Raw genomic sequence first — 24,329 nt, 5'->3', positions numbered from 1 at the left:
GGCCGACGGGGAGGTACCCTCGGTGCATGACGACGCCCGTGCTCGGTTCCGCGACACCCTGGCAGCCGACTGACGTCGGTGGCGTGATCGCGCTGCTCGGGGACTCGCCGGTCCGCTGGTGGGTGTCGGGTGGCGTCGCGCTCGATCGCTGGCTCGGCCGGGAGATCAGGACCAGGCCGAACACCGATGTCAGCGTGATCGCCTCGGACCTGCCCGCGCTCGTCGACGGTCTCCCGGCGGGCTTCACCGTCTGGGCGCCGGCCGAGGCTGAAGGGTACGTCGTTCCGTTCGACGAGGCTCCCGGCGACAGCGACAGGCAGCCGGTGCTGGTGCGCGACGAGTCGCGCGAGATGTGGGTGCTCCAGGTGAACGTCGAGGACGGCACGCGGGACGCCTGGGTCTACAAGCGCGATCCGCGTCTGACCCTCCCGTGGGAGCGCGCGGTCGTCGACCTCGACGGCGTTCCGATCGGGGCGCCGCAGCTGCAGTTGGTCTGGAAGGCACTGCGTCCCCGCCCCGAGGACGACCTCGACAAGGACGCGGTCCTGGCCGTGCTCGACGACGACGCACGCGGGTGGTACGAACGCGCGATCCTCTCGATCCACCCCCACTCGACGTGGTCGATCCACGTGCGCAGCCCGTTCGCCCCGGCGAAGGCCAGCTGGAACCGCACGTCTCGCCGCTAGTCGGTCTCTCCCGCGGGGTGGAGGTACTCCTCGGTGCTCACCGCGTCCCGCACGAGGCCGCGGAACCAGCGCTGAGCGGGGGAGAGGGCGGCGTCGCGTCGGGTGTACAGGGAGACCGGGGTGCTCTGCGCGGGCCATGGCAGGTCGCTGATGCGGAGCCCGTCGAACCAGCCGCTGAACACCTCCGCCACGTGTCGGGGCAGCAGAGCCACCAGATCGGTGGTCTGCACCACGGTCGGCACGGTCGCGTACTCCTGGACCGTGAGGGACACCTGCGACATGAGACCGTTCTCGATCAGCGCCTGCAGGGGGAACACGTGTCCACCGCGCGCCGACACCCGCACGAAGTGACGGCCATCGAACATGTCGGGCGCTGTCGCGGGGAGCGGAGCAAGCGCTGAGGAGAGAGCCACGTACTCGACCGCTCGCACGCGTGAGCGCCACAGGCGTGGTCCCTCGAGCACCGACACCGTCATCGCCAGGTCGATGGAGCCCCGGATGAGGCCCTCCTCGACGTGGTCGGCGTCGAGGCGTTCGACCTTGAGATGCGGTCGGGCGTGCTGGTGGGCGAGTGCCGCCATCACCGGGGGGAGGAAGGTCTGCTCGCCGATCGAGGTGAGGCCGAGGGTCAGCTCCCCGGTGAAGCGGGCGGGATCGAAGGCGTCGGGGTCGCTCACCGTGGCGTCGATCTGCGCCAGAGCCTCGTGCAGCGGCATGAACAGCGCGGTCGCCTTCGCGGTGGGCACCATCTCGTGCCCTTCGCGGCGGAACAGCTCGTCCTTGAATCGATCACGGAGTCGGCGCAGTGTGTAGCTGACGGTCGGCTGGGTCACGTGCAGGTGCTCGGCGGCCGCCGTGACGCTCCGCAGCTCGTAGAGCACGACGAACGTGCGCAGCTGGTTCAGATCGGTGATCGACATGCATAGATCATCTCTATTCTTTGCCACTTACGCATCTATTGGACTAGTGGAAAGTCCCCGACCTAGTGTCGACGTCATCACCCTCCGAGTGGCAAGGACGACACGCGTTGATCATCGACATCCACGGTCACTACACGACCGCACCCGTATCGCTCGGCGCGTGGCGTGACCTGCAGATCGCGTTCGCTGAGGGCGGCGGCTCGGCTCCCGACCCCGATGCCCTGCAGATCACCGATGACGAGATCCGCGAGACGATCGAGGCGAACCAGCTGCGGCTCATGGACGAGCGGGGTAGCGACATCACGGTCTTCAGCCCGCGTGCGTCGTTCATGGCGCATCACGTCGGAGACCTCGCGGTGAGCGAGACCTGGGCCCGCATCTGCAACGATCTCGTCGCGCGTGTCAGTCGGCTCTTCCCGGACAGGTTCCTGATGGGGGCGATGCTGCCGCAGTCTCCGGAGGCGAGCCCCGCGACGACGATCGCCGAGCTGACCCGCGCGGTCGAAGAGCTCGGCGCCGTCACGGTGAACATCAACCCCGATCCCTCCGGCGGTCGGTGGTCGGCTCCCGCGCTGACCGACCGCTCCTGGTACCCGGTCTACGAGAAGCTCGTGGAGTACGGGATCCCCGCGATGATCCACGTCAGCACCACGTGTCGGCCCGATGTGTTCCACACGACCGGCGACCACTATCTCGGCGCGGACACCACCGCGGTGATGCAGCTCATCAAGGGGGATCTGTTCCGGGACTTCCCCGACCTCGCGCTGGTGATCCCGCACGGCGGCGGTGCCGTGCCGTACCACTGGGGCCGTTTCCGCGGGCTCGCGATGGCGCTGGGCAGGCCCGATCTCGAGGAGCACCTGCTGGGGAACGTGTACTTCGACACCTGCGTGTACCACCAGGCGGGCATCGACCTGTTGACCGAGGTGATCCCGACGGAGAACATCCTGTTCGCCAGCGAGATGATCGGTGCCGTGCGCGATATCGATCCGCGCACGGGACACCACTTCGACGACACCCGGCGCTACATCGACGCGACGACGAACCTCGGCCCAGCCCAGCGGGAGCAGATCTTCGAGGGCAACGCCCGACGTGTCTACCCGCGCCTCGACCGCGCCTTGACCCTGCGCGGCCTGTGAGATCGGAGAACAAGAGATGCGTCTGAACGACCTCGGCATCGTCCGCACCCGCATCGAGCGGCCAGACTGCGGCGAGGTGGCTCGCCTCTCCGAGTTCGGTGTGGCGACCATCCATGAGGCCATGAGGCCATGGGGCGTGTGGGCCTGATGCGCCCGTACATCCGCCCCGTGGATCGCGGCGCTCGGCTGTGCGGCCCTGCTGTGACGGTGCTGCTGCAGCCGGGCGACAACTGGATGCTCCACGTCGCCGCGGAACAGGTGCAGGAGGGCGATGTGGTCGTGGCCGGCTGCACGACCGAGAGCGAGGACGGGTTCTTCGGAGAGCTGCTGGCGACCTCGCTGGCGGCTCGCGGATGTCGGGGCCTCGTGATCGACGGGGGAGTCCGCGACGTCGCCGACCTGGAGCGGATGCGGTTCCCGGTCTTCTCCCGTGCGGTCAACGCGAAGGGCACGGTCAAGGCGACGCTCGGCTCGGTCAACGTGCCGGTGGTCGTGGCGAACGCGCTCGTGAACCCCGGCGATGTCGTCGTGGCGGATGTCGATGGCGTCGTCGTCGTGCCCAGAGGGATCGTGGGTGCAGTGGCGGACGTCTGCCGGAGGCGTGAGGACGACGAGGAGTCCAAACGGCAGCGGTTCCGAGACGGCGTTCTCGGCCTCGACCTGTACGGCATGCGAGAGCGCCTGACCGACGCCGGCCTCGAGTACGTGGAGGACTGAGATGGCTCACGGTGACACCTCGGGCGACTTCGAGAAGACTCCTGGCTGGCTGGACTGGTACGAGGCCCCATCGGTGCCGACGTTCACGCTGCCCGAGGGAGCGGTCGATGCGCACTGCCACGTCTTCGGCCCCGGCGCGCAGTTCCCGTACGCTCCCGAGCGCAAGTACACCCCGTGTGATGCTTCGGCCGCACAGCTCTTCGCGTTGCGCGACCGTCTCGGCTTCGACTGCAATGTCGTCGTGCAGGCCACGTGCCACGGCTCCGACAACAGCGCCCTCGTCGATGCCCTCCGTCGTGGTGCGGGTCGGGCCAGGGGCGTCGCCACCGTGCGACGTGACATCACCGAGGAGGAGCTCGCGGAGCTGCACGAGGCCGGGGTGCGCGGAGTGCGGTTCAACTTCGTCACGCGCCTCGTCGACCGGGTTCCCACGGATTCGCTGGAGGAGATCGTGTCGAAGATCGCTCCGCTCGGCTGGCACGTGGTCATCTACTTCGAGGCCGAAGACCTGCCGGAGCTGTACGACTTCTTCTCGGCGATCCCGGTGACGGTGGTCGTCGATCACATGGGTCGACCCGACGTGACGAAGGATCCGGACGGTGAAGACTTCGGCCTGTTCCTGCGTTTCCTGCGCGAGAACGACAACGTGTGGACGAAGGTGTCGTGCCCCGAGCGACTCAGCGTCACGGGACCGACAGCCCTCGACGGAGAGCAGCATGCCTACGCCGATGTCGTGCCCTTCGCCCGACGTGTGATCGAGGAGTTCCCGGATCGTGTGCTCTGGGGCACGGACTGGCCGCACCCGAACCTCAAGGACCACATGCCCGATGACGGCCTGCTGGTCGACTACATCCCGCAGATCGCGACGACCGTCGAGCTGCAGCGCAAGCTGCTCGTCGACAATCCCCGGCGCCTCTACTGGAAAGAAGAAGGAGACTGACCATGGCACTCGACAAGCCGTACAAGGACATTCCCGGCACCACGATCTACGATGCCGAGCAGGCCCGCAAGGGATATCACCTCAATCAGTTCTCGATGTCCCTCATGCAGCCCGAGAACCGTGCGCGGTTCCTCGCGGATCAGGAGGCCTACCTCGACGACTGGTCGCTCACCCCCGTGCAGCGGCAGGCGGTTCTCGACATGGATCTGAACACCATGATCGCCGAGGGCGGCAACATCTACTTCCTGAGCAAGATCGGCGCCACGCATGGACTGAGCTTCCAGCAGATGGCCGGGTCGATGACCGGGATGAGCGAGGCCGCCTACCGCGACATGATGATCGGCGGCGGACGCAACCCCGAGGGCAATCGTCGGAAGGACCTGGACGGCTGGACCCCGCCGCAGCCGGGCGAGAAGGCCGACACCTTCCGGCCGGACGCGCCGGCGTACTACACCTCGGCGCTGTTCACCTCGCACGTGCCGGCCATCGGTGCGGCCATGGATCTCGGAAAGACGGAGGAGCCGTACTGGAAGAAGGTCTTCGACGGCTACCGGTGGACTCGGGAATGGGCGAAGGAGAACACTCCCGACGTGGTCATCCTCGTCTACAACGACCACGCCACCGCGTTCGACGCCTCGATCATCCCCACGTTCGTGCTCGGCACCGGAGCGCACTATCCGGTGGCCGACGAGGGGTACGGACCGCGGCCGGTGCCGGGGGTGAACGGGTACCCCGAGTTCGCCGCGCATCTCGCACAGTCGATCATCCAGGACGACTTCGACCTCACGCTGGTCAACGAGATGGTGGTCGATCACGGTCTGACGGTTCCGCTCTCACTCGTGTACGGGGACGTGGAGGAGTGGCCCGTACGGGTCATCCCGCTCGCCGTGAACGTCGTGCAGTATCCGGTGCCTTCGGGGCGCCGCTGCTACGAGCTCGGCAAGGCGCTGCGACGGGCGATCGACAAGTGGGACGGCGAGAAGCTGAACGTCCAGATCTGGGGCACGGGAGGCATGAGTCATCAGCTGCAGGGTCCTCGTGCCGGGCTCATCAACAAGGAGTGGGACAACGCGTTCCTCGACCACCTGATCGCCGACCCGCTGGGCCTCACCGAATGGCAGCACATGGAGTACGTGGATGAGGCCGGTTCCGAGGGGATCGAGCTGGTCGACTGGCTCATCGCCCGAGGCGCGATGGACGATCAGTTCGGTGGCGACGCCCCCGATGTCGATCACCGGTTCTACCATGTGCCTGCGTCCAACACCGCGGTCGGCCATCTGGTGATCTCGAACCCTTCTCAGGAGGTTTCCGCATGACGGACAAGATCCGCATCGCCGTCGTCGGCGCGAACGGTGCCTTCGGGATGAAGCACCTCGACGGACTCGCGAACATCGACGACGCGGTCGTCACGGTCGTCAGCGCGACCTCGATGGAGAAGGCTGAAGCCGTCGCCGCGCAGTACGGCGTCGCGCACGCGGTCGTCGGACTCGACGCCGTGCTGGAGCGCGACGACGTCGATGCCGTGATCCTCGCCACTCCCACGGGGTTGCACGCCGCGCAGACGCAGGCCGTGCTCGCTGCCGGCAAGCATGTTCAGGTCGAGATCCCCGTGGCCGACTCGTGGGCGGGAGCGGAGGCCACGCTCGCCGTCGCCGAGGCATCGGATCGCATCGCGATGGTGGGGCACACCCGCCGGTTCAACCCCTCGCATCAGCTCGTGCATCAGCGGATCGAGGCCGGCGAGTTCGCGGTGCAGCAGATGGACGTGCAGACGTACTTCTTCCGACGCACCAACACGAACGCCAAGGGTGAGCGCAGGTCGTGGACCGATCATCTGCTGTGGCATCACGCCGCGCACACGGTCGATCTGTTCGCGTACCAGGCGGGTCGGATCGTCGAAGCACATGCCATGCAGGGGCCGATCCACCCGGAACTCGGCATCGCGATGGACATGTCGGTGCAGTTGAAGAGCGAGTCCGGCGCGATCTGCACGCTGTCGCTGTCGTTCAACAACGAGGGTCCGTTCGGCAGCTTCTTCCGCTACATCGGGGACACCGCCACGTACATCGCCCGCTACGACGACCTGTTCACCGGTGCGGACGAGCAGATCGACGTGACCGACGTGGCCGTGAGCATGAACGGCATCGAGTTGCAGGACCGGGAGTTCGTCTCCGCCATCCGCGAGGGACGCGAACCGAACTCCTCGCTCCGCCAGGTCATCGACTGCTACCGGGTGCTCGGAGAGCTCGAGGAGCAGCTCACGTGAGATTCCCGCGTGGTCGCCTCGACGGTGCAGGGCTCGTCATCCTCGGATGTGCGGCGGTATGAGAGCCCTCTCGTCCATGGCCACGCGTGGGCTGCTCGCCGACCTCGCGGTCGCGGCGGTCGATGCCGGGCTCCCGCACGTCGAGGTCGAGTCGGTGGGAGGTGTGGACGCGTCGCGGCGCGTGGCGAGCGGGGAGCAGGTGGATCTGGTCTTCCTCGCCGCCGGTGCGCTGGATGCGCTCGCCGAGCGTGGTCACGTCGACCCGGCCTCCGTGACGGATCTGGTGTTCTCCGAGGTCGCCGTGGGTGTCCGCGGGCGACGCGGACACGCGAGTGTCGATCCCGGCGGCGCAGCGTTCGCGAATGCGGAGCAGGTGCGTGCAGCCCTCGTGTCGGCGGAACGGGTCGGCTACTCCACGGGGCCGAGCGGCGATGCTCTCGTGGACATGATCCAGCGTTGGGGGCTCATGGACGTGGTCGGGCCGAAGCTCGTGCAGGCGCGCCCCGGTGTTCCGGTCGCCGCACTCCTGGCCCAGGGTGATGTCGACCTGGCGTTCCAGCAGCTCAGCGAACTGGTGGATCGTGAGGGTGTCCGCGTCATCGGCGTGCTCCCTCACGATTGCGCGATCGTCACGGTGTTCGGCGGCGCGGTGGCGAGTGTGTCGGTGAACGCCGATGCCGGGCGTGAACTGCTCGACTTCTTCTCGTCACCCCAGGCGAGGGAGATCGCACGGTCGCACGGCTTCCGCGCGTAGGGGTTCGCGACGCAGGAGGCGTCAGGCTCCGTCGGAGCTGTAGGCGGTGAGGAGAGCATCGTCGACCAGCTTCGCTGCCGCGCTGATGGCCGGCTGACCGTCTTCGATGTCCCACAGCGTGTTCTGCAGCAGGCGGGCACCGGTCCAGGCGGCAGCGCGGTGGCGGTCGAGGTCGAGCATCTCGGTGAGGATGTCGAAGCGTCGCCGTACGAGCCGGGGGGCATCGGTGCGGGTGGGATCGTCGCCCCACCCGCTGTCGAGGGCGGGCCAGAGGTCGAATCCGGGATCGCCGACGAGTGGCTCCGGGTCGATCGCCAGCCAGGGCTCGCGGTCGGCCGCGAGCACGTTGCCGTAGTGCAGGTCCCAGTGCAGGAGGCGGTCGCCTGTGTCATCGGCCACCGCCGACACCGTGTCGACCCATCGGTCCAGCCGCGACCGGTCTTCGTCGTCGAGCACGCGTGCGGCCGTGGGAGCGTCGGCGAGCATCTCGCCGGTGACCGTGGCGAGCTGGGGGAGTCCGTCGGGGGCGGGCACAGCGTGTAGGCGCGCGAGGAGGCCACCGACCACGCGAACGGCAGCATCGTCGTCTTCGACGGTCTCCAGAGTGCGGTCTCCGTAGAGGCGTTCGAGCAGCATCGCTCCACGGTCGGCATCGCTGTCCAGCAGGCGGACGATGCCGGCTCCCTGCCAACGGGTGAGGCCGATGATCGCAGCCGTGGTCTCGGCGCGGGGGACCTGCAGCTTCAACGCCGCGGGAGAGCCGTCGGCGCGGCGCACCGGCACGAGGATTCCCGCTTCGCCCGATCGGACCGTGCCGTCAGGGCGGAGCTCCCACCGCTGCAACAGGCCCCGCGCGACAACTGAGACCTGGGCCGCCCATTCGCGCGTCGTGTCGTCCCGGGACTGGAAGCCTCGGAGGACATCGACCGGGATCACGGACGATTGCTCTGGACGCATACGGACCAGTTGATCACACGGCGCCGGGGCATGGGGGACAAAGCAAAACCCCCGCCATGTAGAAGCTAGGCGAGGGTTTCTGGAGTGATTGTAACGATCACTCGTGTGGCTCCGACCGGCATCGATCCGGTGACCTTTCGATTTTCAGTCGAACGCTCTACCAACTGAGCTACAGAGCCGCGCGACCGGCGAACCTGTCGCGTCCTAGACGAAGAGCCCTCTCCGAAGAAAGAGCTCGTCGCACGGAGCGACCCTGACGGGACTTGAACCCGCGACCTCCGCCGTGACAGGGCGGCACGCTAACCAACTGCGCTACAGGGCCATACTTGTTTAATTATATCGGAAGGTGTGACCCCAACGGGATTCGAACCCGTGCTACCGCCGTGAAAGGGCGGCGTCCTAGGCCGCTAAACGATGGGGCCGAGTCAGTCCCGGGGGACTTCCTTGCCGACGCTCAAGCATAAGGGATGTTTCGGGCAAATCGCGAATCGAGGGCGCGGCGCCGCAACCCGGGCGTGTTCCCGGGGCACGATCGAGGGGTCGGGAACGGGTGGAAAAGCCGCCAGGCCCCTGGTGCGGATGTGAAAGTTGTTGTTACTGTGGCAACTGTGAAACCGGCGGAAGGGGCCGTGTGAACGACAAGATCACACTCGATGCTGCAGTTGCTGCAGCATCAGAGGACTGCGGCTGTGCGCCCACTCCGTCAGAGCGCCGCGCGTTCGGCATCACTCGTCGAGGCGCACTCGGCATCGGCGCTCTCAGCGTGGTGGCGCTGAGTGCCTTCGGCATCACCAACGGTGTCTCTGCGGCCTATGCCGCCGCGTACCCGAGCTGGGACGATGTGCAGCGGGCGAAGAACAACGAGGCGGCGAAGGCTGCCGAGGTCTCGCGCATCGAGGGGCTCATCCAGTCGCTCACCCAGAAGGTCGCCGAGACTCAGGCTGCGGCCAAGGCGGCGTCCGCGGAGTTCTACGCGGCGCAGCAGGACTACTTCGCTGCGGCCACGGAAGCCGACACCCTCCAGGCGAAGGCCGACGAGCAGGCAGCGGTCGCCGACACGGCGGCTCGCAAGGCGGGGCAGGTCGCCGCACAGCTCTACCGCAACGGCGGCGACGACACGTCGATGGAGCTGTTCTTCGCCGGCTCCGCGAACAACGCCGATGACCTCCTTGCGCGGCTCGGCACGATGGACAAGCTGCTCGAGTACAACCAGTCCGTCTACGACAAGGCTGTCGCCGCACGCAACTCCGCGCAGTCCCTCAGCGACCAGGCTGTCGTCGCCCGCAACGAGCGCGACCGACTGCAGAAGATCGCCGAAGAGAAGATGGTCGTGGCGCAGCAGGCGGCGGAAGCCGCTCAGGCTGCCTTGGACGAGCAGACGACAAACCTCGCGACGATGCAGGCCCAGCTCGCCGCACTCAAGGACACGACGACCCAGACCGTCGCCGGCTACCAGGCGGGCGTCGAGGCCGAGGCGAAGGCCCGCCGCGAACGTGAGGCTGCCGAGCGTGCTGCTGCAGCCGCTGCAGCTGCAGCAGCCGGTGGTGGCGGCGGAGGCGGCGGGGGAGGCGGCGGCAGCCAGGGCTCCGGCGGCTGGTGCCGTCCGCACGGCGGCGGAAAGAGCTCCGGCTACGGTCCGCGCTCGGTGCAGTGCGGCTCGCAGGGATGCTCCTCGTCGTTCCACTACGGAACCGACTTCGCCAACGGCTGCGGATCCCCGATCTATGCAGCGAACTCCGGCACGGTCGACTACGCAGGCCCCAACGACGGCTACGGCAACTACATCCGCATCCAGCACGGCGGCGGCGTCGGAACCGGTTACGCCCACATCCGCGACGGCGGCATCCTCGTGCGATCCGGACAGCGGGTGAACTCCGGTCAGGTCATCGCCTATGCAGGCAACACCGGCCGTTCCTTCGGCTGCCACCTCCACTTCGAGGTCTACGTCGGCGGTCGCCCCGTGAACCCCGTCGCCTTCCTCGGCGAGCGTGGAGTGTCCGCCTGAGACACCCCTCCTGACATGAAGAAGACCCCCGGCCGCTGAGCGGATCCGGGGGTCTCTTCGTGCGTGGGGGTCAGTGACCCTGCTCGCCGAAACGGACGATCGCCTCGTCGAGGATGCGCTGCGCCTCGGCCGCGTTCCCCCACTCGTCGACCTTGACCCACTTGTTGGGCTCGAGGTCCTTGTAGTGCTCGAAGAAGTGCGCGATCTCCTTCTTCGTGTACTCGGCGATGTCGTCGATGTCCTGGATGTGCGCCCAGCGCGGATCCTTGGAGAGCACGGCGACGAGCTTGTCGTCTCCGCCGGCTTCGTCGCTCATCTTGAGCACGGCGACGGGGCGGACCTCGACGACGACGCCAGGGTAGATCGCGTGGTCGAGGAGCACCAGCACGTCGAGCGGGTCGCCGTCCTCGCCGAGCGTGTTGTCGAAGTAGCCGTAGTCGGCCGGGTAGCCGAAGGTCGTGTAGAGCACGCGGTCGAGGTGCACTCGCCCGGTCTCGTGGTCGACCTCGTACTTCACGCGGCTGCCGCGCGGGATCTCGATGACGGCGTCGTGTGCGCCCATGCGTGTGCTCCTCAGGAAAAGTTCGGTTGGATGCCGCGGACTAGCCTACCTGCGGCGCTCACAGCTTCGCGGGCCCCGCACGCTCAGGGAGCGGCATCAGCCTCCGGGGACGGTTCGCCGGACCGACGTCTCCGCAGCAGCCGGTTCAGCAGCCTGCTCGTCGGGTCGCTCAACAGCAGCAGGAAAAGACCCGCGTACCCGTTCGGGGAGGCGAGGACGGCGATGGCGAGCGCCGCGGCGAACAGGATGATCGCGGCGAGGTCGCCGATCGCGCCCAGCCGGATCGTCTCGGTCGACGCCGTGGTCAGCTCGCGGTGGCGCGCGAGATAGAGCCAGCCGGCGAGAGTCGTCACCTGCGTCATGATCAGCGTGCCGATATAGACCACGGCCTGGAGGGCATCCGTGTCCATCTGACCGATCATCGCGGTGGGAACGGGCAACCAGACGATGGTGGCCATCCACGCGACGTTGATCCACAGCAGGGGGACCGTGACCCACTCGACGTCGCGGTACTGGCGATGGTGGCCCATCCAGAACGTCGCGATGAGGAGGAAGCTCAGCCCGAAGCTGAGCAGCTGACCCGCATGCTCGTTCAGGAACTCGGCGGTGGTCAGATGCCCGGAGGCCGCTTCGGAGACCGACTCCATAAGCGGGAGGATGAGCAGAGTCATGGCGATCGCGACGACCGCGTCGACGAAGGCCTTGAACCTCTCGGTGCGGAACGGTCGTGCACGCGTCTTATCGGTCACGGCGCCAGGATAGCCCTGGCCGCGCCCGTCGGTACCGACCGCGAGAGGACGCGCCGATCGAAGTGGTGCCCTAGCGTGGAGGCGTGCCGTCACTCGCTCCCGCCATCGCCGAGATCCGCCTCGCCGTGCGCACCGCGCTCGCTGACCTCCCCGAGGGGGCGACTGTGATCGTCGCTCTGTCCGGAGGGGCGGACTCTCTCGCGCTCGCCGCCGCCACCGCGTTCGAAGCGCCCAAGCTCGGTCTTCGCGCCGCGTCCTTGACAGTCGATCACGGCCTGCAGCACGACTCGGCCGACGTCGCGTCCCGGACAGCGCAAGCCGCCGCAGTGCTGGGCCTCGACCCGTTGATCGTGCGAGTCGATGTCGCGGGGGAGGGCGGCCCCGAGGCTGCGGCCCGCGAGGCTCGCTACCGGGTACTGCGAGACGCCGCTGTCGACGCCGGAGCCTCCGCAGTGCTTCTCGGGCACACGCTCGACGACCAGGCGGAGACCGTGCTGCTCGGACTGGCTCGTGGCTCAGGGGCTGCGAGCCTGCAGGGGATGGCTCCGGTCCGTGAGGACGACGACGGCGTGCGATGGGTGCGTCCGCTCCTCGCGGTGCGCCGCGAGACGACGCGTGCTTTCTGTGTGGCCTCCGACCTCACACCGTGGGACGACCCCCACAACCGCGACGACCGCTACGCCAGGGTCCGGGTGCGCGAGCGTGTGCTCCCGGTTCTCGAAGACGAGCTCGGTCCCGGGATCGCCGAGGCGCTCGTCCGCACGGCCGAGCAGTTGCGGGAGGACGCGGAGGCGTTCGACGAGATGATCCACGAGACGATCGAGGACATCGTCGAGCATGCGGAAGCCGGGATCTCGGTCAGCGTGGCAGCGCTCGCCGCGAATCCCGCAGCCCTGCGCAACAGGATCATCCGGCTCGTCGTCGACAGCGAGTTCGGGGTGAGCCTGACCAGGTCTCAGACGGTCGAGGTCGCGCGGCTGGTCACCGACTGGAGCGGTCAGGGTCCGATCGACCTGCCGGAATGCTCGGCCGTACGCCGCGGGGGGCGCATCGTCTTCGCCGCATCCGGTCGCTGAGCGGGGTCCTCCGCCGCGCGACCGGATGCGTGCGTCGTGGTCCTACTTCTTGCCGCCGAACAGGCCGCCGAGAATCCCGCCGAGGTCGATGCCGCCGCCGGAACCGCTGTTGCCGCCGCCGAGGAGACCGCCGATCACGTCGCCGATGCCTCCGGACGAGCCGCCGCCGTTGCCGCCGCCGAGCAGCCCGCCGATCACGTCGCCGATGCCGCCGGAGCCCTCCGCGCCTGCATCCGTCTTCGCCGACTTGTCCTTGGTCGCGTTCGCGATCAGGCCCATCACGATCGGGGCGAGGATCGGAAGGAGCTTGCCGAAGTCGATGCCGGGGGTCGCCTTCGACTCCGTGAGCTCCTTCGTCACCTCCTTCTCCTTCGAACCGAGGATGTGGGAGACGATCTTGCCGCCGTCGGCCTGATCGATGTCGTCGACCTTCGACGCGCCGGAAGCACCCTCATGCTTCTTCAGCGCGTTCCGGATCGCCGCGGAGCCCTCATCCGTCTCGGCGTTCTTGGCGAGGCCGCCGAGCAGCACCGCGCCGCCCTGCTCGACCGCGACCTTGGCTTCGTCCCGCGAGACGCCCAGCTTCTCGGCGATGTCGTCGATCGGCACCTGGTTGAGGATGTCGTCAAGAGCCATGGTGAATCCTTCCGTCGGGGCGTCCGCCCGCATCACCGCTCACAGTAGTGCGGATGCCTCGTGATGGGCAGATGCCCTCCCGATGAGCCGGCCGGGGACCGAGCATCCGATCGCGTCGCCTAAAATCGATCCATGCGCGCCGCGGAGATCCAGGACGACCTTGCACAGATCCTCGTCACCGAGGAGGAGATCCACGCCAAGCTCGATGAGCTTGCAGCGCAGGTCGCCAAGGACTACGAGGGGAAGGACCTCCTCCTCGTCGGTGTCCTCAAGGGGGCGGTCATGGTCATGGCCGACTTCGCTCGGGCGCTGCCGTTCCACGCCCCGATGGACTGGATGGCGGTGTCGAGCTACGGCGCCAGCACGAAGTCCAGCGGCGTGGTGCAGATCCGGAAGGACCTCGACACGGACCTCAACGGCAAGCACGTGCTCATCGTCGAGGACATCATCGACTCCGGCCTCACGCTGAGCTGGCTGCTGGAGAACTTCGGTTCGCGCGGCGCCGAGTCGATCGAGGTGCTGGCGCTCCTGCGCAAGCCCGAGGCGGCGAAGGTCGAGATCGACTGCAAGTACGTCGGCTTCGACATCCCGGTGGAGTTCGTCGTCGGTTACGGCCTCGACTACGCCGAGCGCTACCGCAACCTGCGCGATGTCGCAGTCCTCGCCCCTCACGTCTATTCCTGAGACGGGCAGACACGGCCGCTGAGACGCGGCGACTCCGACGTGACCGTCGAACGCTACGCCGTGGGTGAACGCACAGCGACCCCCTAGGGCGCGCGCGATACGCTGATCCGATCATGGATGTGAAGAAGCTCACCCGGAATCCGCTGATCTACGTCGCGCTGATCGGCGTGCTCCTGTTCGGCGGTTTCCTGCTGATCTCGAATCTGGGTGCGCCCAAGCAGATCACGACGCAGGAGGGGCTGAAGCTCCTCTCCGGCACCACGGTGACCGAGGTCGTGAACACCGATGGCGATCAGCGCGTGGACATGACGCTCTCCAAGCCGTTCGAGGGTTCCGAGAACGTGCAGTTCTACTACGTGGACGCGCGCGCCGACGAGGTCGTCAAGGCCGTCAACGACGCGGCGCCGAAGGACGGCTTCAACGACGCCGTCCCGCGTGCGACCTGGTTCGATGGCTTCCTCTCCCTCCTTCTTCCCCTCGTGCTGCTCGGTCTGCTGTTCTGGTGGCTCCTGTCCTCCATGCAGGGCGGCGGTGGCAAGGTCATGCAGTTCGGCAAGTCCAAGGCCAAGCTCGTCAGCAAGGAGACCCCGACGGTCACCTTCGCCGACGTGGCCGGTGCCGACGAGGCCATCGAGGAACTCCACGAGATCAAGGAGTTCCTGCAGGATCCGGCGAAGTTCCAGGCCATCGGCGCCCGCATCCCGAAGGGCGTGTTGCTGTACGGCCCTCCCGGAACCGGAAAGACCCTCCTCGCCCGCGCCGTCGCCGGTGAGGCCGGTGCGCCGTTCTACTCCATCTCCGGTTCCGACTTCGTCGAGATGTTCGTCGGCGTCGGTGCCTCCCGCGTCCGCGACCTGTTCAGCCAGGCCAAGGAAAACGCCCCGGCGATCATCTTCATCGACGAGATCGACGCCGTCGGTCGTCACCGCGGCGCCGGCATGGGCGGCGGAAACGACGAACGTGAGCAGACACTGAACCAGATGCTCGTCGAGATGGACGGCTTCGACCCGAACGCGAACGTCATCGTGATCGCGGCCACCAACCGTCCGGACATCCTCGACCCCGCCCTGCTGCGCCCCGGCCGCTTCGACCGCCAGATCGGCGTCGACGCCCCCGACCTCAAGGGTCGCCAGAAGATCCTCGAGGTGCACAGCAAGGGCAAGCCGCTGTCGAAGAACGTCGACCTCGAAGTCGTCGCCCGCAAGACCCCCGGCTTCACCGGTGCCGACCTGGCGAACGTGCTCAACGAGGCCGCGCTGCTCACGGCCCGATCGAACGCGCAGCTCATCGACAACCGCGCCCTCGACGAGGCGATCGACCGCGTGATCGCGGGTCCGCAGCGCCGCACCCGCGTGATGAAGGACAAGGAGAAGCTCATCACGGCGTACCACGAGGGCGGACACGCGCTCGCGGCGGCGGCGATGAACTACACCGACCCCGTGACCAAGATCACGATCCTGCCCCGCGGCAAGGCGCTCGGCTACACGATGGTGCTGCCGCTCGACGACAAGTACTCCGTCACCCGCAACGAGCTCCAGGACCAGCTCACCTACGCCATGGGCGGCCGCGTCGCGGAGGAGATCGTCTTCCACGACCCCACCACGGGTGCGTCGAACGACATCGAGAAGGCCACCTCGATCGCGCGCAAGATGGTCATCGAATACGGCATGACGACGCAGGTCGGTCCGGTCAAGCTCGGCACCGAGGGCGGCGACATGTTCGTCGCACGCGACATGGGCCGTGGCCGCGAATACTCCGAGAAGGTCGCGGAGCGGGTCGACGCCGAGGTGCGCGCGCTCATCGAGCAGGCGCACAACGAGGCCTACGAGGTCATCAGCGAGAACCGCGACATCCTCGACAAGCTCGCCCTGGCCCTGCTCGAGGAGGAGACCCTCGACCACAACCAGATCGCGGAGATCTTCACAGAGATCAAGAAGCTGCCGGAGCGCCCGCTGTGGCTCTCGAGCGAAGGGCGTCCGGTCTCGGAGCGTCCTCCGATCGAGGTGCCGAAGAAGGACGTCTCGCTGGCGGCATCCGTCGAGGCTCCGGCCGGTGCGCCGCGCACGCAGCAGGGCTCGGCGGGAGCAGGGAACCCGCGGCCTGCGACGGCGTGACGTGACGGTCGACAGAGAGCGCGTCGAGCGGCTCACGCGAGAGCTTCTCGCGGCGATCGGCGAAGACCCGGACCGACCGGGATTGAAGCAGACACCGACGCGCATGGCGGAGCTGTACACGGAGTTCTTCTCGGGAGTGGGCGAAGATCCGGCCGAGCCGCTCGCGCGCACCATCAGCGTCTCCCGAGGCCCGGCGCCGGACACGCTGCCGTCCGGAGCCGTGCTCCTGCGGGACATCCGTTTCCGCTCCGTCTGCGAGCATCACCTGCTGCCCTTCGCCGGGCACGCGCACATCGCCTATCTCCCCGGCGAGCAGGTCGTGGGGTTGGGAGCGCTCGTGCGGGTCGTCGAGATCCTCGCCGCGCGTCCGCAGGTGCAGGAGCGGTTGGGCGAGCAGATCGCCGACACGATCGCGGAGCACCTCGACACCCGGGGCGTGCTGGTCGTGCTCGATGCGTCGCACGGCTGCGTCACGATGCGCGGTGGACGCCAGACCGAGGCCTCGACGCTCACCATCGCGGCGCGCGGCGAATACGACGATCCCGTCTCCCGTGCCGAGGTCATCACCCTCATCGGCGCGGGCGGCTTCGGAGCAGCGCACGGATGACCGGCATCTGGGGCATCGTCAACGTCACTCCCGACTCGTTCAGCGACGGCGGGCGCTATCTCGACGTCGATCGTGCGGTGGCCCACGGGCTGCGGCTGCGCGCCGAGGGAGCAGCCGTGCTCGATGTGGGCGGTGAATCGACCAGGCCCGGTGCAGAACGGGTCGGGGCCGACGTCGAGCAGCAGCGGGTGATCCCCGTGATCGAGCAGCTCGCTGCCGCAGGGGTGCCGGTCAGTGTCGACACGCTCAGCGCCGCGACGGCGGCCGCTGCCGTGCGAGCGGGAGCCAGGATCGTCAACGACGTCTCCGGAGGCCTCGCCGATCCGGAGATGCGTGCCGCCGTCGCCGAGTCCGGAGCCGACTTCGCGATCGGGCACTGGCGGGGATTCTCCGCGGACATGTACGCGAACGCCGACTACGGCCGCGTCGCACGAGAGGTCGCCGGGGAGCTGCGAGAGCGTGTCGGCGAGGCGGCTTCGTCGGGGATCGCGCCTTCTCGTCTCATCGTCGATCCGGGCATCGGATTCGCGAAGTCGGGGGCACAGAACTGGGAGATGCTGCGCGGACTCGACGAGATCGTCGCGCTCGGCCCTCGGGTGTTGATCGGCACGTCCCGCAAGCGGTTCCTCGCCGACATCCTCCGTCAGGAGACAGGTCGCGATGAGGAGGTCTCCGAATCCCGCCTTGACCTCGCCACCGCCGTCACGAGTGCACTCGCGGTCAGGGCCGGAGTCTGGGCCGTGCGGGTGCACGACGTGGCATCCACGCGCGATGCCCTCGCGATCGCGCACGCCTGGGAAGGCTGAGGGCGCCTCGGGGCGATCCCCGTACGCTAGACGCATGGAGCCCCTCGACGAGATCGTCCTCACCGGTCTGACGGTGTTCGGCCGGCACGGCGTGTTCGATCACGAGCGCCGGGACGGCCAGGAGTTCACGATCGACCTGCGGCTGCGACTCTCCCTCACACCGGCCGCCCACTCAGACGACGTCGTGGACACGGTGCACTACGGCGAGCTGGCCGAGAAGGTCGCCGCGGTCGTGGCCGGCGAACCCGTGAATCTGATCGAGACGCTCGCCGACCGCATCGCCGACGTGGGCCTCGAGGACCGTCGGGTGCAGCAGGTCGTCGTGACCGTGCACAAGCCGCACGCCCCGATTCCCCTGAACTTCGCCGATGTGGCGGTCACCGTGCATCGCAGCCGAACCCCTGACGCGCAAGAGGACACCACCGCATGAGTCGCAACCTCGCGAACCCACCCACAATGCCGGCGCCTCGCCCGGGGAGGCCTGAGGTCACGGCCGTCGTCGCGCTTGGCGCGAACCTCGGCGATCGCCACGACACGATCAGGGCTGCCGCCGAACGGATCGCCCGACTGCCGCTGGTGAGCGAGGTGCGATTGTCGAAGCTGTTCGAGACGGTCGCCCTCCGGCTCGATGGCCCCGACCCCGATGCTCCCGGTTACGTCAACGCGGTGGCACTGGTCACCACGCGCCTCGCCCCCGAGATCCTGCTCGGGATGCTGCACGCCATCGAAGACGAGAACGGTCGGGAGCGCCGTGAGCGCTGGGGCGACCGCACCCTCGACCTCGACCTCATCGCGTACGGCGACGTCATCTCCGACGAGCCGGACCTGCAGCTGCCGCACCCCCGTGCCGCCGATCGGCTCTTCGTGCTCGACCCCTGGCTGGACGTCGATGAGGACGCGGTGCTGCTCGGTCGGGGGAAGGTCGCCGACCTCGCGGCAGATCTTCGGGCCAGGGGTGAGGGATGAGACGCACCTCAGCGGGCGTGCTCGTCGTCCTCGCGCTGTTGGGCGGCGGCGTCGGGTTCCTGCTCGATCATCTGCTCACCGCTTCGGGGCGCGTGACGTTCACACCGTCGTTCCTCCTGCCGGTGCTGCTGCTGCTGATCGCCGCGGCATCTCTCGGTGTGGCGTGGCCGGTGCGTCGCAGTGTGCGTTCGGGCATCCGCATAGACCCCTTCCGCGCGCTCAGAGCGGCCACGCTCGCCAGGGCCTCCAGTCTGCTCGGCGCCATCATGGCGGGCTTCGGAGCGGGGCTGATGGTCTTCCTCCTGTCGCGCCCCATCGTTCCGCCGGTAGGGTCGACTGTGGCCATGCTGGCCCTGATCGGAAGTGCGATCGTCCTCGTGATCGCTGCGCTCATCGCCGAACAGTTCTGCACACTGCCGAAGGATCCTGATGACTCAGAACCCAGAGACCGCGCCCCTGAACCCGGCGGAGGGCACTGACCTCGACGCCCTCGACCGTGGCACGTACACGCAGCTGCGCACGGCGCGCAACGAGGCCCGCCTCGAACTCGACGGTACCTGGCACCAGATCTCGCCGCGCTACGTCGTGTCGCAGATCGTGCAGAACGTGATCTTCCTCGTGATCGTCGCCGCCGCCGCGATCGTGCTGAACATCGTGCTGGAGCAGGACTGGGTGTGGATCCCGGCCGGTCTGATCCTGCTGATCACGGTCATCACCTTGATCATCCTCCCGCGGCAGGCGAGGGCGATCGGCTACATGCTCCGCGCCGACGACATCGTCTTCCGCAAGGGGATCCTCTGGCAGCGCATGATCGCCGTGCCTTACGGCCGCATGCAGCTCGTCGACATCACCCAGGGACCGCTCGACCGTGCATTCGGGATCGCCCAGCTCAAGATGGTCACGGCTGCCGCGACGACAGGCGTGCAGATCCCCGGTCTGACCCAGGAAGCAGCCGAGGCGCTGCGCGACACGCTCATCCACGTCGCCGAGACCCGTCGGACAGGCCTGTGAGCGAGCAGCAGCCTCCTGTCGCTCCGCCTGTCGCGCAGGCACCGTCCGGAGAGGCGCCGAACACCCTCGCGAACGGCGAGTGGCACCGGATGCACCCGCTCACCCCGCTGTTCAAGGGCGGCCTGGCGCTGATCATCATCGGCGGCATCGTCATCGCGAACATGCGGGACCGTCTCATCACGTGGGCTGTCGCCCTCTTCGCGCCCGAAGAGGCGCACTACGGTGACTACGCCGGTGCCGACCCCGTGGACTGGGTGCTGTCGAACAACCTGATCCTGGTCGCGTTGCTGAGCGTGCTGGGTCTCGTGATCGTGCTGATCCTGATCTTCTGGTTCATCTGGCGCTTCCAGCAGTTCCGCATCACCGGCGACCACGTCGAGGTCCGCAAGGGCATCATCTTCCGTTCGCACCGGCGCGCGCCGCTCGACCGCGTGCAGGGCGTCAACCTGACGCGTCCGTTCCCCGCGCGCATCATCGGCCTCGCGAAGCTCGAAGTCGTCGGTGCCGGCAACGACGCGAACGTCGAGCTCGAATACCTCGCGACTCCGCGTGCCGAGTCCGTGCGCGCCGACATCCTGCGACTGGCGTCCGGAGCGCGTGCCGCGCGCGACGCGGCGCTCAACCCGGCAGCAGCTGCAGCGGCGGCGGCCGCACCGGCATCCGCGCGTGCGCAGCTGGTCGGATCGATGAACGCCGGCGTCAACGGTCTGATCTCCGGGGTCGACCTCGCCGATGTGGTGCCCGAGAGCGTCGTGAAGATCCCCACCGGTCGGCTGGTGGGGTCCCAGCTCATCTCCGGTCTGCTGTGGTTCGTGTTCTTCGGAGCGATCTTCGCGATCGCGATCGGCAGCGCCCTGATCGGGATGCTCGCCGACGGCACCTCGGACGGAGGGTTCGTCCTCCTCGGGCTCGGACTCGGCATGGGCGTGCCCATGATCATCGCCGTCGTCGGTATCACCTGGGCGCAGATCTCCAAATCGCTGCGGTACTCCATCGCGCCGACGCCGGACGGCGTGCGGATCACCTACGGCCTCCTGACGACCGTCACCGAGACGCTCCCTCCCGGTCGGATCTTCGCGGTAGAGGTGTCGCAGTCGCTGCTGTGGCGTCCCTTCGGCTGGTGGACGATCAAGATCAACCGGATGAGCGGCAAGAGCGCGGCCCAGCAGTCCTCGGGCAGCGGACAGCAGTTCAACGTGGTGCTGCCGGTGGGTAAGCGCGTCGATGTCGAACGCGTTCTCGCGCTGGTGCTTCCCGACGTGCCTGCCGAGAGCATCTCGGGCCTGTGGGACCAAGGGATCGCCGGCCCCGCGGGCGAGGACGCCTATCGGACCATGCCCCGTCGCGCACGGTGGCGACGTCCGTTCTCCTGGAAGCGTCACGGCTACCTGGTCGCCGACTTCGGGCTGCTGCTCCGCCGCGGGAACGTGTGGCGCAAGCTCGCCGTGTTCCCGCTCGCACGGCTGCAGGGCGTCTCGCTGAGCCAGGGCCCGATCGACCGCGCGCAGCGCGTGTCCGGTGCGCAGGTGCACACCGTGCCCGGCCCCATCACCGGGTACCTGTCGGGTCTCGAGCGAGCTGACGCGCTGGCACTGATCGACGAGGTCACCTCCGCGGCTGTGGAGGCCGCCTCGCGTGACACCACCCACCGGTGGAGCGAGCATGCGGCACCGCAGTCGGTCGCCGCACCTCCTGCACCTCCCGCCTACGCGGGGCCGCAGCCGGTCGCCGCGCCTCCGGCGTACACGGGGGCGCCTCCGGTCTTCCCCGCGCCAGGACACACGGCTCCGCCTGCGTCTCCGGCAGCGCCACCTGCACCTCCCGCGGCGCCACCTGCGCCTGCGGTCTCGCCGCAGACGGCAGCACCGGTCGCTCCGCCGCTGCCTCCCGTGGCTCCAATGTCTCCGTCTTCACCGGCCGTGAGCACCCCGCCCGCGCCCCCGGTTCCTCCGATCGCGCCCCCGGTCACGCCGACGAACCCTGCCGAGCCTCCGCTGCGACGGCGGAGAAGGAGCGACGATGGCGCGTGACGGGCGTCTCGGGGTCGGCATCATCGGTGCCGGCCGTGTGGGTCCCGTCGTCGGCGCCGCCCTCGGCGGTGCGGGCCACGCGGTGATCGGGATCACCGGAGGCTCCGATGATGAGCGCGCCTCTGCCGTGCTCCCGGATGTGCCCGTGCTCGATGCCTTGGAGGTCGTGCGTCGAGCCGAGCTCGTCATCATCGCGGTCCCCTCGGAACAGCTGCCCTCTCTGGTCGCAGGCATCGCGGAGGTCGGCGGCTGGCAGATCGGTCAGCTCGTGCTGCACACCGATCCCGGCTACGGCATCGAGGTGCTGCGTCCCGCGGCCGAACGCGGAGCGATCCCCCTCGCCGTGCATCCGGCGATCACCTTCACCGGGACGTCGATCGACCTCCGCCAGCTCCAGGCCGGGTTCGCCGCGGTGACCGCCCCTGCCGCCGTGCTGCCGATCGCCCAGGCCCTCGCGGTGGAGATGGGGTGCGAGCCCGTCGTGATCGCGGAAGCGGACCGTCCCGCGTACGCGGACGCGATCGCGACGGCCACCGAGTTCTCCCGGTCGATCATCGGTCAGTCGACCGCGCGACTGCGGGAGATCGGTGTGGAGAATCCGGGAGGCTACCTCTCGGCCCTCGTGCAGTCGACCGTCGAGAGAGCATTGCGCGAAGCCTCAGACGCCCCGCCGTTGATCTGAACCGCTCCGGATGAGCCTCGCCGGTCCACGGGGCACGGGGCCTCGCGGGGCCAGAGGGGGCCGCCGTGTCACCGTCCGCCCGAAAATCCTCCGCCGCCCCCGCCACCGGAGAATCCGCCTCCGAAGGAACCGCCCGCGCTGGAGGACGAGCCCGTGGACGGTGCCGAGTACGTCGCCGCCGAGTGCGACGAAGCCACGAAGGAGGCGAGCTGCGCGCGTAGCACGAACGAGGTCGGGTCGCCGATCCAGGTTGCTCCGTGCTGCTCGCGCGTGTACGCCTTCTCCAGCACGTCGCCCCACTCGTCTTCCAGGCCGAAGAGGATGGCGTAGGGGAGGAGCCGCTCGTAGATGTGGATGACGTCGGCGGTGCCGTCCGCTCGGCGCTCCGCCCCGCTGTAAGACTGCAGCATGCGCAGGCGGTCGGCGTCCGCGACGCGGATGAACTCCTCGACGCCGCGCAGGTACTCGTAGGTGCGGGCACCTTCGGCCGTGAGCACCGTGTGCTTCGAGAAGCCGTAGATGCTGGAGAGCAGCACCAGGAAGGCGCCGAAGGAGATCACGACGAGAGCGGGAATCGCGGAGAGGCGCCCGCTGGCCGCGCTCCAGATCCCGAACGCCAGACCGATGACCGCGATGCCGATCGCACACCACTGCAGGATCACGGCCGCCCGACTGCGCACCCTCTCGGTGAGGCCGCGGTCCTGCGCCTCGGTCGTCCCCCGTTGCTGGAGGGCGGTCATTCGCGCGGCGAAGGTCTCATCCGCGGCGGGCAGATCCACGACTCCCTCAGCGTCTGCGTCCGTGAACAGCGTGTCGAGAGCCTCGACGTCTAGCGGGTCGGGCAGGCGCGTTCCGGGCATTCGCCGCAGTCTGGGCTCCTCGTCTTCCGCGCCCTCCTCGATACGCAGCGTGCCGCGGACGGCGAGGTGCACGATCTCCGAGGGGATCACGTCGCTGGCGCCCGGAACGACGGCGGCGGCCAGCAACGGTGGCAGCGAATCCGGCACGTCGTACTGGGCGACCACGATCCCCGTTGCCCTTCGCCGTCTGCGGGTGAGGGCGGACACAGCCACCCAGCTGCCGGCCGAGAGGCCGAGTGCCCCGACAGCGGCGACGATCGGGGTGACGTCTGCCACGGGGTCGGGCGTGCGGGCGAGAGGCTGTGTGACGGTGCCGGCGGCGAAGCCGATGGCGACGGTCACTCCGTCGCCGGCGGGACGGGCGCCTGATTCGACCCGGAACGTCGCGTCGCGTCCGTCGGCGATGGGACCGTCCAGCTCGCATTCGTCCCTCGATCCGGACGGACCGGTGTAGCAGCGCGTGGCTCCGTTCAGCGCGGCGCTCAAGGAGGGGTCGAACGTGATGTCGGCCCGGAAGCGATCGATGGGCTGGGTGCTGTCGAGGGGGAGCAGGTCCCAGTAGAACTCGTCGACGATGGGAGTCGACGACCCTGCCGAGGGCTTCGTCTCGAGGATCACGTCGCGCATCTCGTACTCGATCACGTAGGTCGTGAGTCCTCGCACGAAGTCATCGTCGTTGCCTGTGAGCACGTAGAGGAGACCATCCTCTTCGTCTGTCTCGTAGGGCACCTCCGCGCCGTTCCCGTCGGTCACGGACAGGACCGTCGTCTCCGTGCTCGCCCCTTTGTACGAGGCGGCGAGTCCGCGGACGATGCCGTGATTCTGATCGACGTCGGGGAAACGCGCCACGAGCGTCTCCGTCACACGCATCCGCGCGCGGCCGTCGTCATCGAGTCCGACCTCGTATGCGGCGTCCCAGGAGCTGTAGGAGAAGTCATCGACATCGGTCGTGGTGGCACGGACAGGACCGGCCGCGACGTCAGCGGCCGGCTCGGCTGGCGTCGCGAACGCCGCGGCCGGGGTGAGGGTGCCCACCAGGGCGAGGGAGAGTGCAGCGAACGCGCGGAGGATCCGTGTGTGGGCCATTCTCCGAGGCTACCCAGCGTGCGCCCGATGGCGGCACGTCGCCTCGGTAAACTGGGAGGGACTTCCAAGGAGCCCC

At 68.3% G+C, this 24,329-nt stretch carries 26 protein-coding genes and 3 tRNA genes; 20 read left to right on the top strand and 9 right to left on the bottom strand.

From position 1 onward, the window contains the following. Nucleotides 1-26: 26 nt before the first annotated feature. The gene (locus RN51_RS11970; RefSeq protein WP_045264260.1) at nt 27-686 is read left to right on the top strand and encodes a hypothetical protein; all 660 of its coding nucleotides are present in this window, start codon (nt 27-29) and stop codon (nt 684-686) included. Here the strand turns inward: RN51_RS11970 and RN51_RS11965 are convergent. Next, nucleotides 683-1,606 (bottom strand): LysR family transcriptional regulator, encoded by a 924-nt coding sequence (locus RN51_RS11965; protein WP_045264259.1) that lies wholly within the window; start codon nt 1,604-1,606, stop codon nt 683-685. The two genes, RN51_RS11970 and RN51_RS11965, sit on opposite strands and share 4 nt — an antisense overlap. Before the next feature lie 107 nt (nt 1,607-1,713). Here RN51_RS11965 and RN51_RS11960 point away from each other — a divergent pair, with 107 nt between their 5' ends. The 7 genes from RN51_RS11960 (at nt 1,714) to RN51_RS11935 (ending at nt 7,422) form a co-directional block, all read left to right on the top strand. Then, entirely contained in the window at nt 1,714-2,745 is a 1,032-nt protein-coding gene (locus tag RN51_RS11960) for an amidohydrolase family protein (RefSeq protein WP_045264258.1), read from the top strand. Nucleotides 2,746-2,761: 16 nt separating this feature from the next. Continuing rightward, nucleotides 2,762-2,893 carry a hypothetical protein gene (locus RN51_RS18805; RefSeq protein ID WP_269430492.1) on the top strand — a complete coding sequence of 44 codons (132 nt, stop codon included), beginning with the start codon at nt 2,762-2,764 and terminating at the stop codon, nt 2,891-2,893. Continuing rightward, entirely contained in the window at nt 2,875-3,462 is a 588-nt protein-coding gene (gene ligK, locus RN51_RS11955) for a 4-carboxy-4-hydroxy-2-oxoadipate aldolase/oxaloacetate decarboxylase (protein WP_231579283.1), read from the top strand. Before RN51_RS18805 ends, ligK begins: the two co-directional genes overlap by 19 nt. Nucleotide 3,463: 1 nt before the next feature. Then, nucleotides 3,464-4,402 (top strand): amidohydrolase family protein, encoded by a 939-nt coding sequence (locus RN51_RS11950; protein ID WP_045264257.1) that lies wholly within the window; start codon nt 3,464-3,466, stop codon nt 4,400-4,402. A gap of 2 nt (nt 4,403-4,404) precedes the next feature. Beyond that, nucleotides 4,405-5,718: a protocatechuate 4,5-dioxygenase subunit alpha/beta gene (locus tag RN51_RS11945; RefSeq protein WP_045264256.1), complete on the top strand. Its 1,314-nt coding sequence runs from the start codon at nt 4,405-4,407 to the stop codon at nt 5,716-5,718. Next, nucleotides 5,715-6,668, top strand: a complete 954-nt coding sequence (locus tag RN51_RS11940; protein ID WP_197073247.1) for a Gfo/Idh/MocA family oxidoreductase — start codon at nt 5,715-5,717, stop codon at nt 6,666-6,668. The genes RN51_RS11945 and RN51_RS11940 overlap by 4 nt, the downstream gene beginning before the upstream one ends. A 76-nt stretch (nt 6,669-6,744) precedes the next feature. Beyond that, the gene (locus RN51_RS11935; protein ID WP_045264255.1) at nt 6,745-7,422 is read left to right on the top strand and encodes a substrate-binding domain-containing protein; all 678 of its coding nucleotides are present in this window, start codon (nt 6,745-6,747) and stop codon (nt 7,420-7,422) included. 21 nt (nt 7,423-7,443) lie between these two features. Here RN51_RS11935 and RN51_RS11930 read toward each other — a convergent pair whose 3' ends face one another. The 4 genes from RN51_RS11930 to RN51_RS11915 form a co-directional block, all read right to left on the bottom strand. Next, complete coding sequence (locus tag RN51_RS11930) at nt 7,444-8,379, bottom strand: aminoglycoside phosphotransferase family protein (RefSeq protein WP_082066571.1); 936 nt, start codon at nt 8,377-8,379, stop codon at nt 7,444-7,446. A gap of 106 nt (nt 8,380-8,485) precedes the next feature. Continuing rightward, a tRNA-Phe gene (locus tag RN51_RS11925) sits at nt 8,486-8,558 on the bottom strand. 69 nt (nt 8,559-8,627) lie between these two features. Next, nucleotides 8,628-8,701, bottom strand: a tRNA-Asp gene (locus tag RN51_RS11920). A gap of 27 nt (nt 8,702-8,728) precedes the next feature. Continuing rightward, nucleotides 8,729-8,801: transfer RNA gene (locus RN51_RS11915), tRNA-Glu, on the bottom strand. Between the two features lie 209 nt (nt 8,802-9,010). Here RN51_RS11915 and RN51_RS11910 point away from each other — a divergent pair. After that, nucleotides 9,011-10,384, top strand: coding sequence for a M23 family metallopeptidase (locus tag RN51_RS11910; protein ID WP_045264254.1), 1,374 nt, complete (start codon nt 9,011-9,013; stop codon nt 10,382-10,384). A 70-nt stretch (nt 10,385-10,454) separates the two neighbouring features. On the opposite strand, the gene RN51_RS11905 is transcribed toward RN51_RS11910, so the two are convergent. Then, a complete protein-coding gene (locus RN51_RS11905; RefSeq protein WP_017204665.1) occupies nt 10,455-10,946 on the bottom strand; it encodes an inorganic diphosphatase in 492 nt (163 codons plus the stop codon). Nucleotides 10,947-11,029: 83 nt separating this feature from the next. After that, on the bottom strand, nt 11,030-11,695 hold the full coding sequence (locus tag RN51_RS11900) for a TMEM175 family protein (RefSeq protein ID WP_045264253.1): 666 nt from the start codon (nt 11,693-11,695) through the stop codon (nt 11,030-11,032). 83 nt (nt 11,696-11,778) lie between these two features. On the opposite strand from RN51_RS11900, the gene tilS reads away from it, so the two are divergent. Next, entirely contained in the window at nt 11,779-12,771 is a 993-nt protein-coding gene (gene tilS / locus RN51_RS11895) for a tRNA lysidine(34) synthetase TilS (RefSeq protein WP_045264252.1), read from the top strand. Nucleotides 12,772-12,813: 42 nt separating this feature from the next. On the opposite strand, the gene RN51_RS11890 is transcribed toward tilS, so the two are convergent. After that, the gene (locus tag RN51_RS11890) at nt 12,814-13,407 is read right to left on the bottom strand and encodes a DUF937 domain-containing protein (protein WP_045264367.1); all 594 of its coding nucleotides are present in this window, start codon (nt 13,405-13,407) and stop codon (nt 12,814-12,816) included. A 132-nt stretch (nt 13,408-13,539) separates the two neighbouring features. On the opposite strand from RN51_RS11890, the gene hpt reads away from it, so the two are divergent. The 10 genes from hpt to RN51_RS11840 all read left to right on the top strand — a co-directional run bounded on the left by hpt (nt 13,540) and on the right by RN51_RS11840 (nt 22,307). Continuing rightward, on the top strand, nt 13,540-14,091 hold the full coding sequence (gene hpt, locus RN51_RS11885; protein ID WP_045264251.1) for a hypoxanthine phosphoribosyltransferase: 552 nt from the start codon (nt 13,540-13,542) through the stop codon (nt 14,089-14,091). A 113-nt stretch (nt 14,092-14,204) separates the two neighbouring features. Then, a complete protein-coding gene (ftsH, locus tag RN51_RS11880; RefSeq protein WP_045264250.1) occupies nt 14,205-16,205 on the top strand; it encodes an ATP-dependent zinc metalloprotease FtsH in 2,001 nt (666 codons plus the stop codon). 1 nt (nt 16,206) lies between these two features. Next, on the top strand, nt 16,207-16,812 hold the full coding sequence (gene folE / locus RN51_RS11875; RefSeq protein WP_045264366.1) for a GTP cyclohydrolase I: 606 nt from the start codon (nt 16,207-16,209) through the stop codon (nt 16,810-16,812). Continuing rightward, the gene (gene folP / locus RN51_RS11870) at nt 16,809-17,618 is read left to right on the top strand and encodes a dihydropteroate synthase (RefSeq protein WP_045264249.1); all 810 of its coding nucleotides are present in this window, start codon (nt 16,809-16,811) and stop codon (nt 17,616-17,618) included. The genes folE and folP overlap by 4 nt, the downstream gene beginning before the upstream one ends. Before the next feature lie 34 nt (nt 17,619-17,652). Then, nucleotides 17,653-18,048, top strand: a complete 396-nt coding sequence (gene folB, locus RN51_RS11865; RefSeq protein WP_045264248.1) for a dihydroneopterin aldolase — start codon at nt 17,653-17,655, stop codon at nt 18,046-18,048. Continuing rightward, nucleotides 18,045-18,584: a 2-amino-4-hydroxy-6-hydroxymethyldihydropteridine diphosphokinase gene (gene folK, locus RN51_RS11860; protein WP_045264247.1), complete on the top strand. Its 540-nt coding sequence runs from the start codon at nt 18,045-18,047 to the stop codon at nt 18,582-18,584. The genes folB and folK overlap by 4 nt, the downstream gene beginning before the upstream one ends. Continuing rightward, nucleotides 18,581-19,063 (top strand): DUF3180 domain-containing protein, encoded by a 483-nt coding sequence (locus RN51_RS11855; RefSeq protein WP_045264246.1) that lies wholly within the window; start codon nt 18,581-18,583, stop codon nt 19,061-19,063. Before folK ends, RN51_RS11855 begins: the two co-directional genes overlap by 4 nt. Then, complete coding sequence (locus tag RN51_RS11850; RefSeq protein ID WP_045264245.1) at nt 19,014-19,595, top strand: PH domain-containing protein; 582 nt, start codon at nt 19,014-19,016, stop codon at nt 19,593-19,595. Before RN51_RS11855 ends, RN51_RS11850 begins: the two co-directional genes overlap by 50 nt. Then, entirely contained in the window at nt 19,592-21,625 is a 2,034-nt protein-coding gene (locus tag RN51_RS18800; RefSeq protein ID WP_045264244.1) for a PH domain-containing protein, read from the top strand. The genes RN51_RS11850 and RN51_RS18800 overlap by 4 nt, the downstream gene beginning before the upstream one ends. Further along, a complete protein-coding gene (locus RN51_RS11840; protein ID WP_045264243.1) occupies nt 21,615-22,307 on the top strand; it encodes a DUF2520 domain-containing protein in 693 nt (230 codons plus the stop codon). The genes RN51_RS18800 and RN51_RS11840 overlap by 11 nt, the downstream gene beginning before the upstream one ends. A 68-nt stretch (nt 22,308-22,375) precedes the next feature. Here RN51_RS11840 and RN51_RS11835 read toward each other — a convergent pair whose 3' ends face one another. Then, on the bottom strand, nt 22,376-24,253 hold the full coding sequence (locus RN51_RS11835) for a DUF2207 domain-containing protein (RefSeq protein ID WP_045264242.1): 1,878 nt from the start codon (nt 24,251-24,253) through the stop codon (nt 22,376-22,378). Nucleotides 24,254-24,329 lie beyond the last annotated feature (76 nt).

This window comes from Microbacterium oxydans (assembly GCF_000956405.1).
GTDB lineage: Bacteria > Actinomycetota > Actinomycetes > Actinomycetales > Microbacteriaceae > Microbacterium > Microbacterium oxydans_C.
Note: the sequence above shows the minus strand (reverse complement) of the source record. Positions and strands in the feature narration are given on the sequence as shown.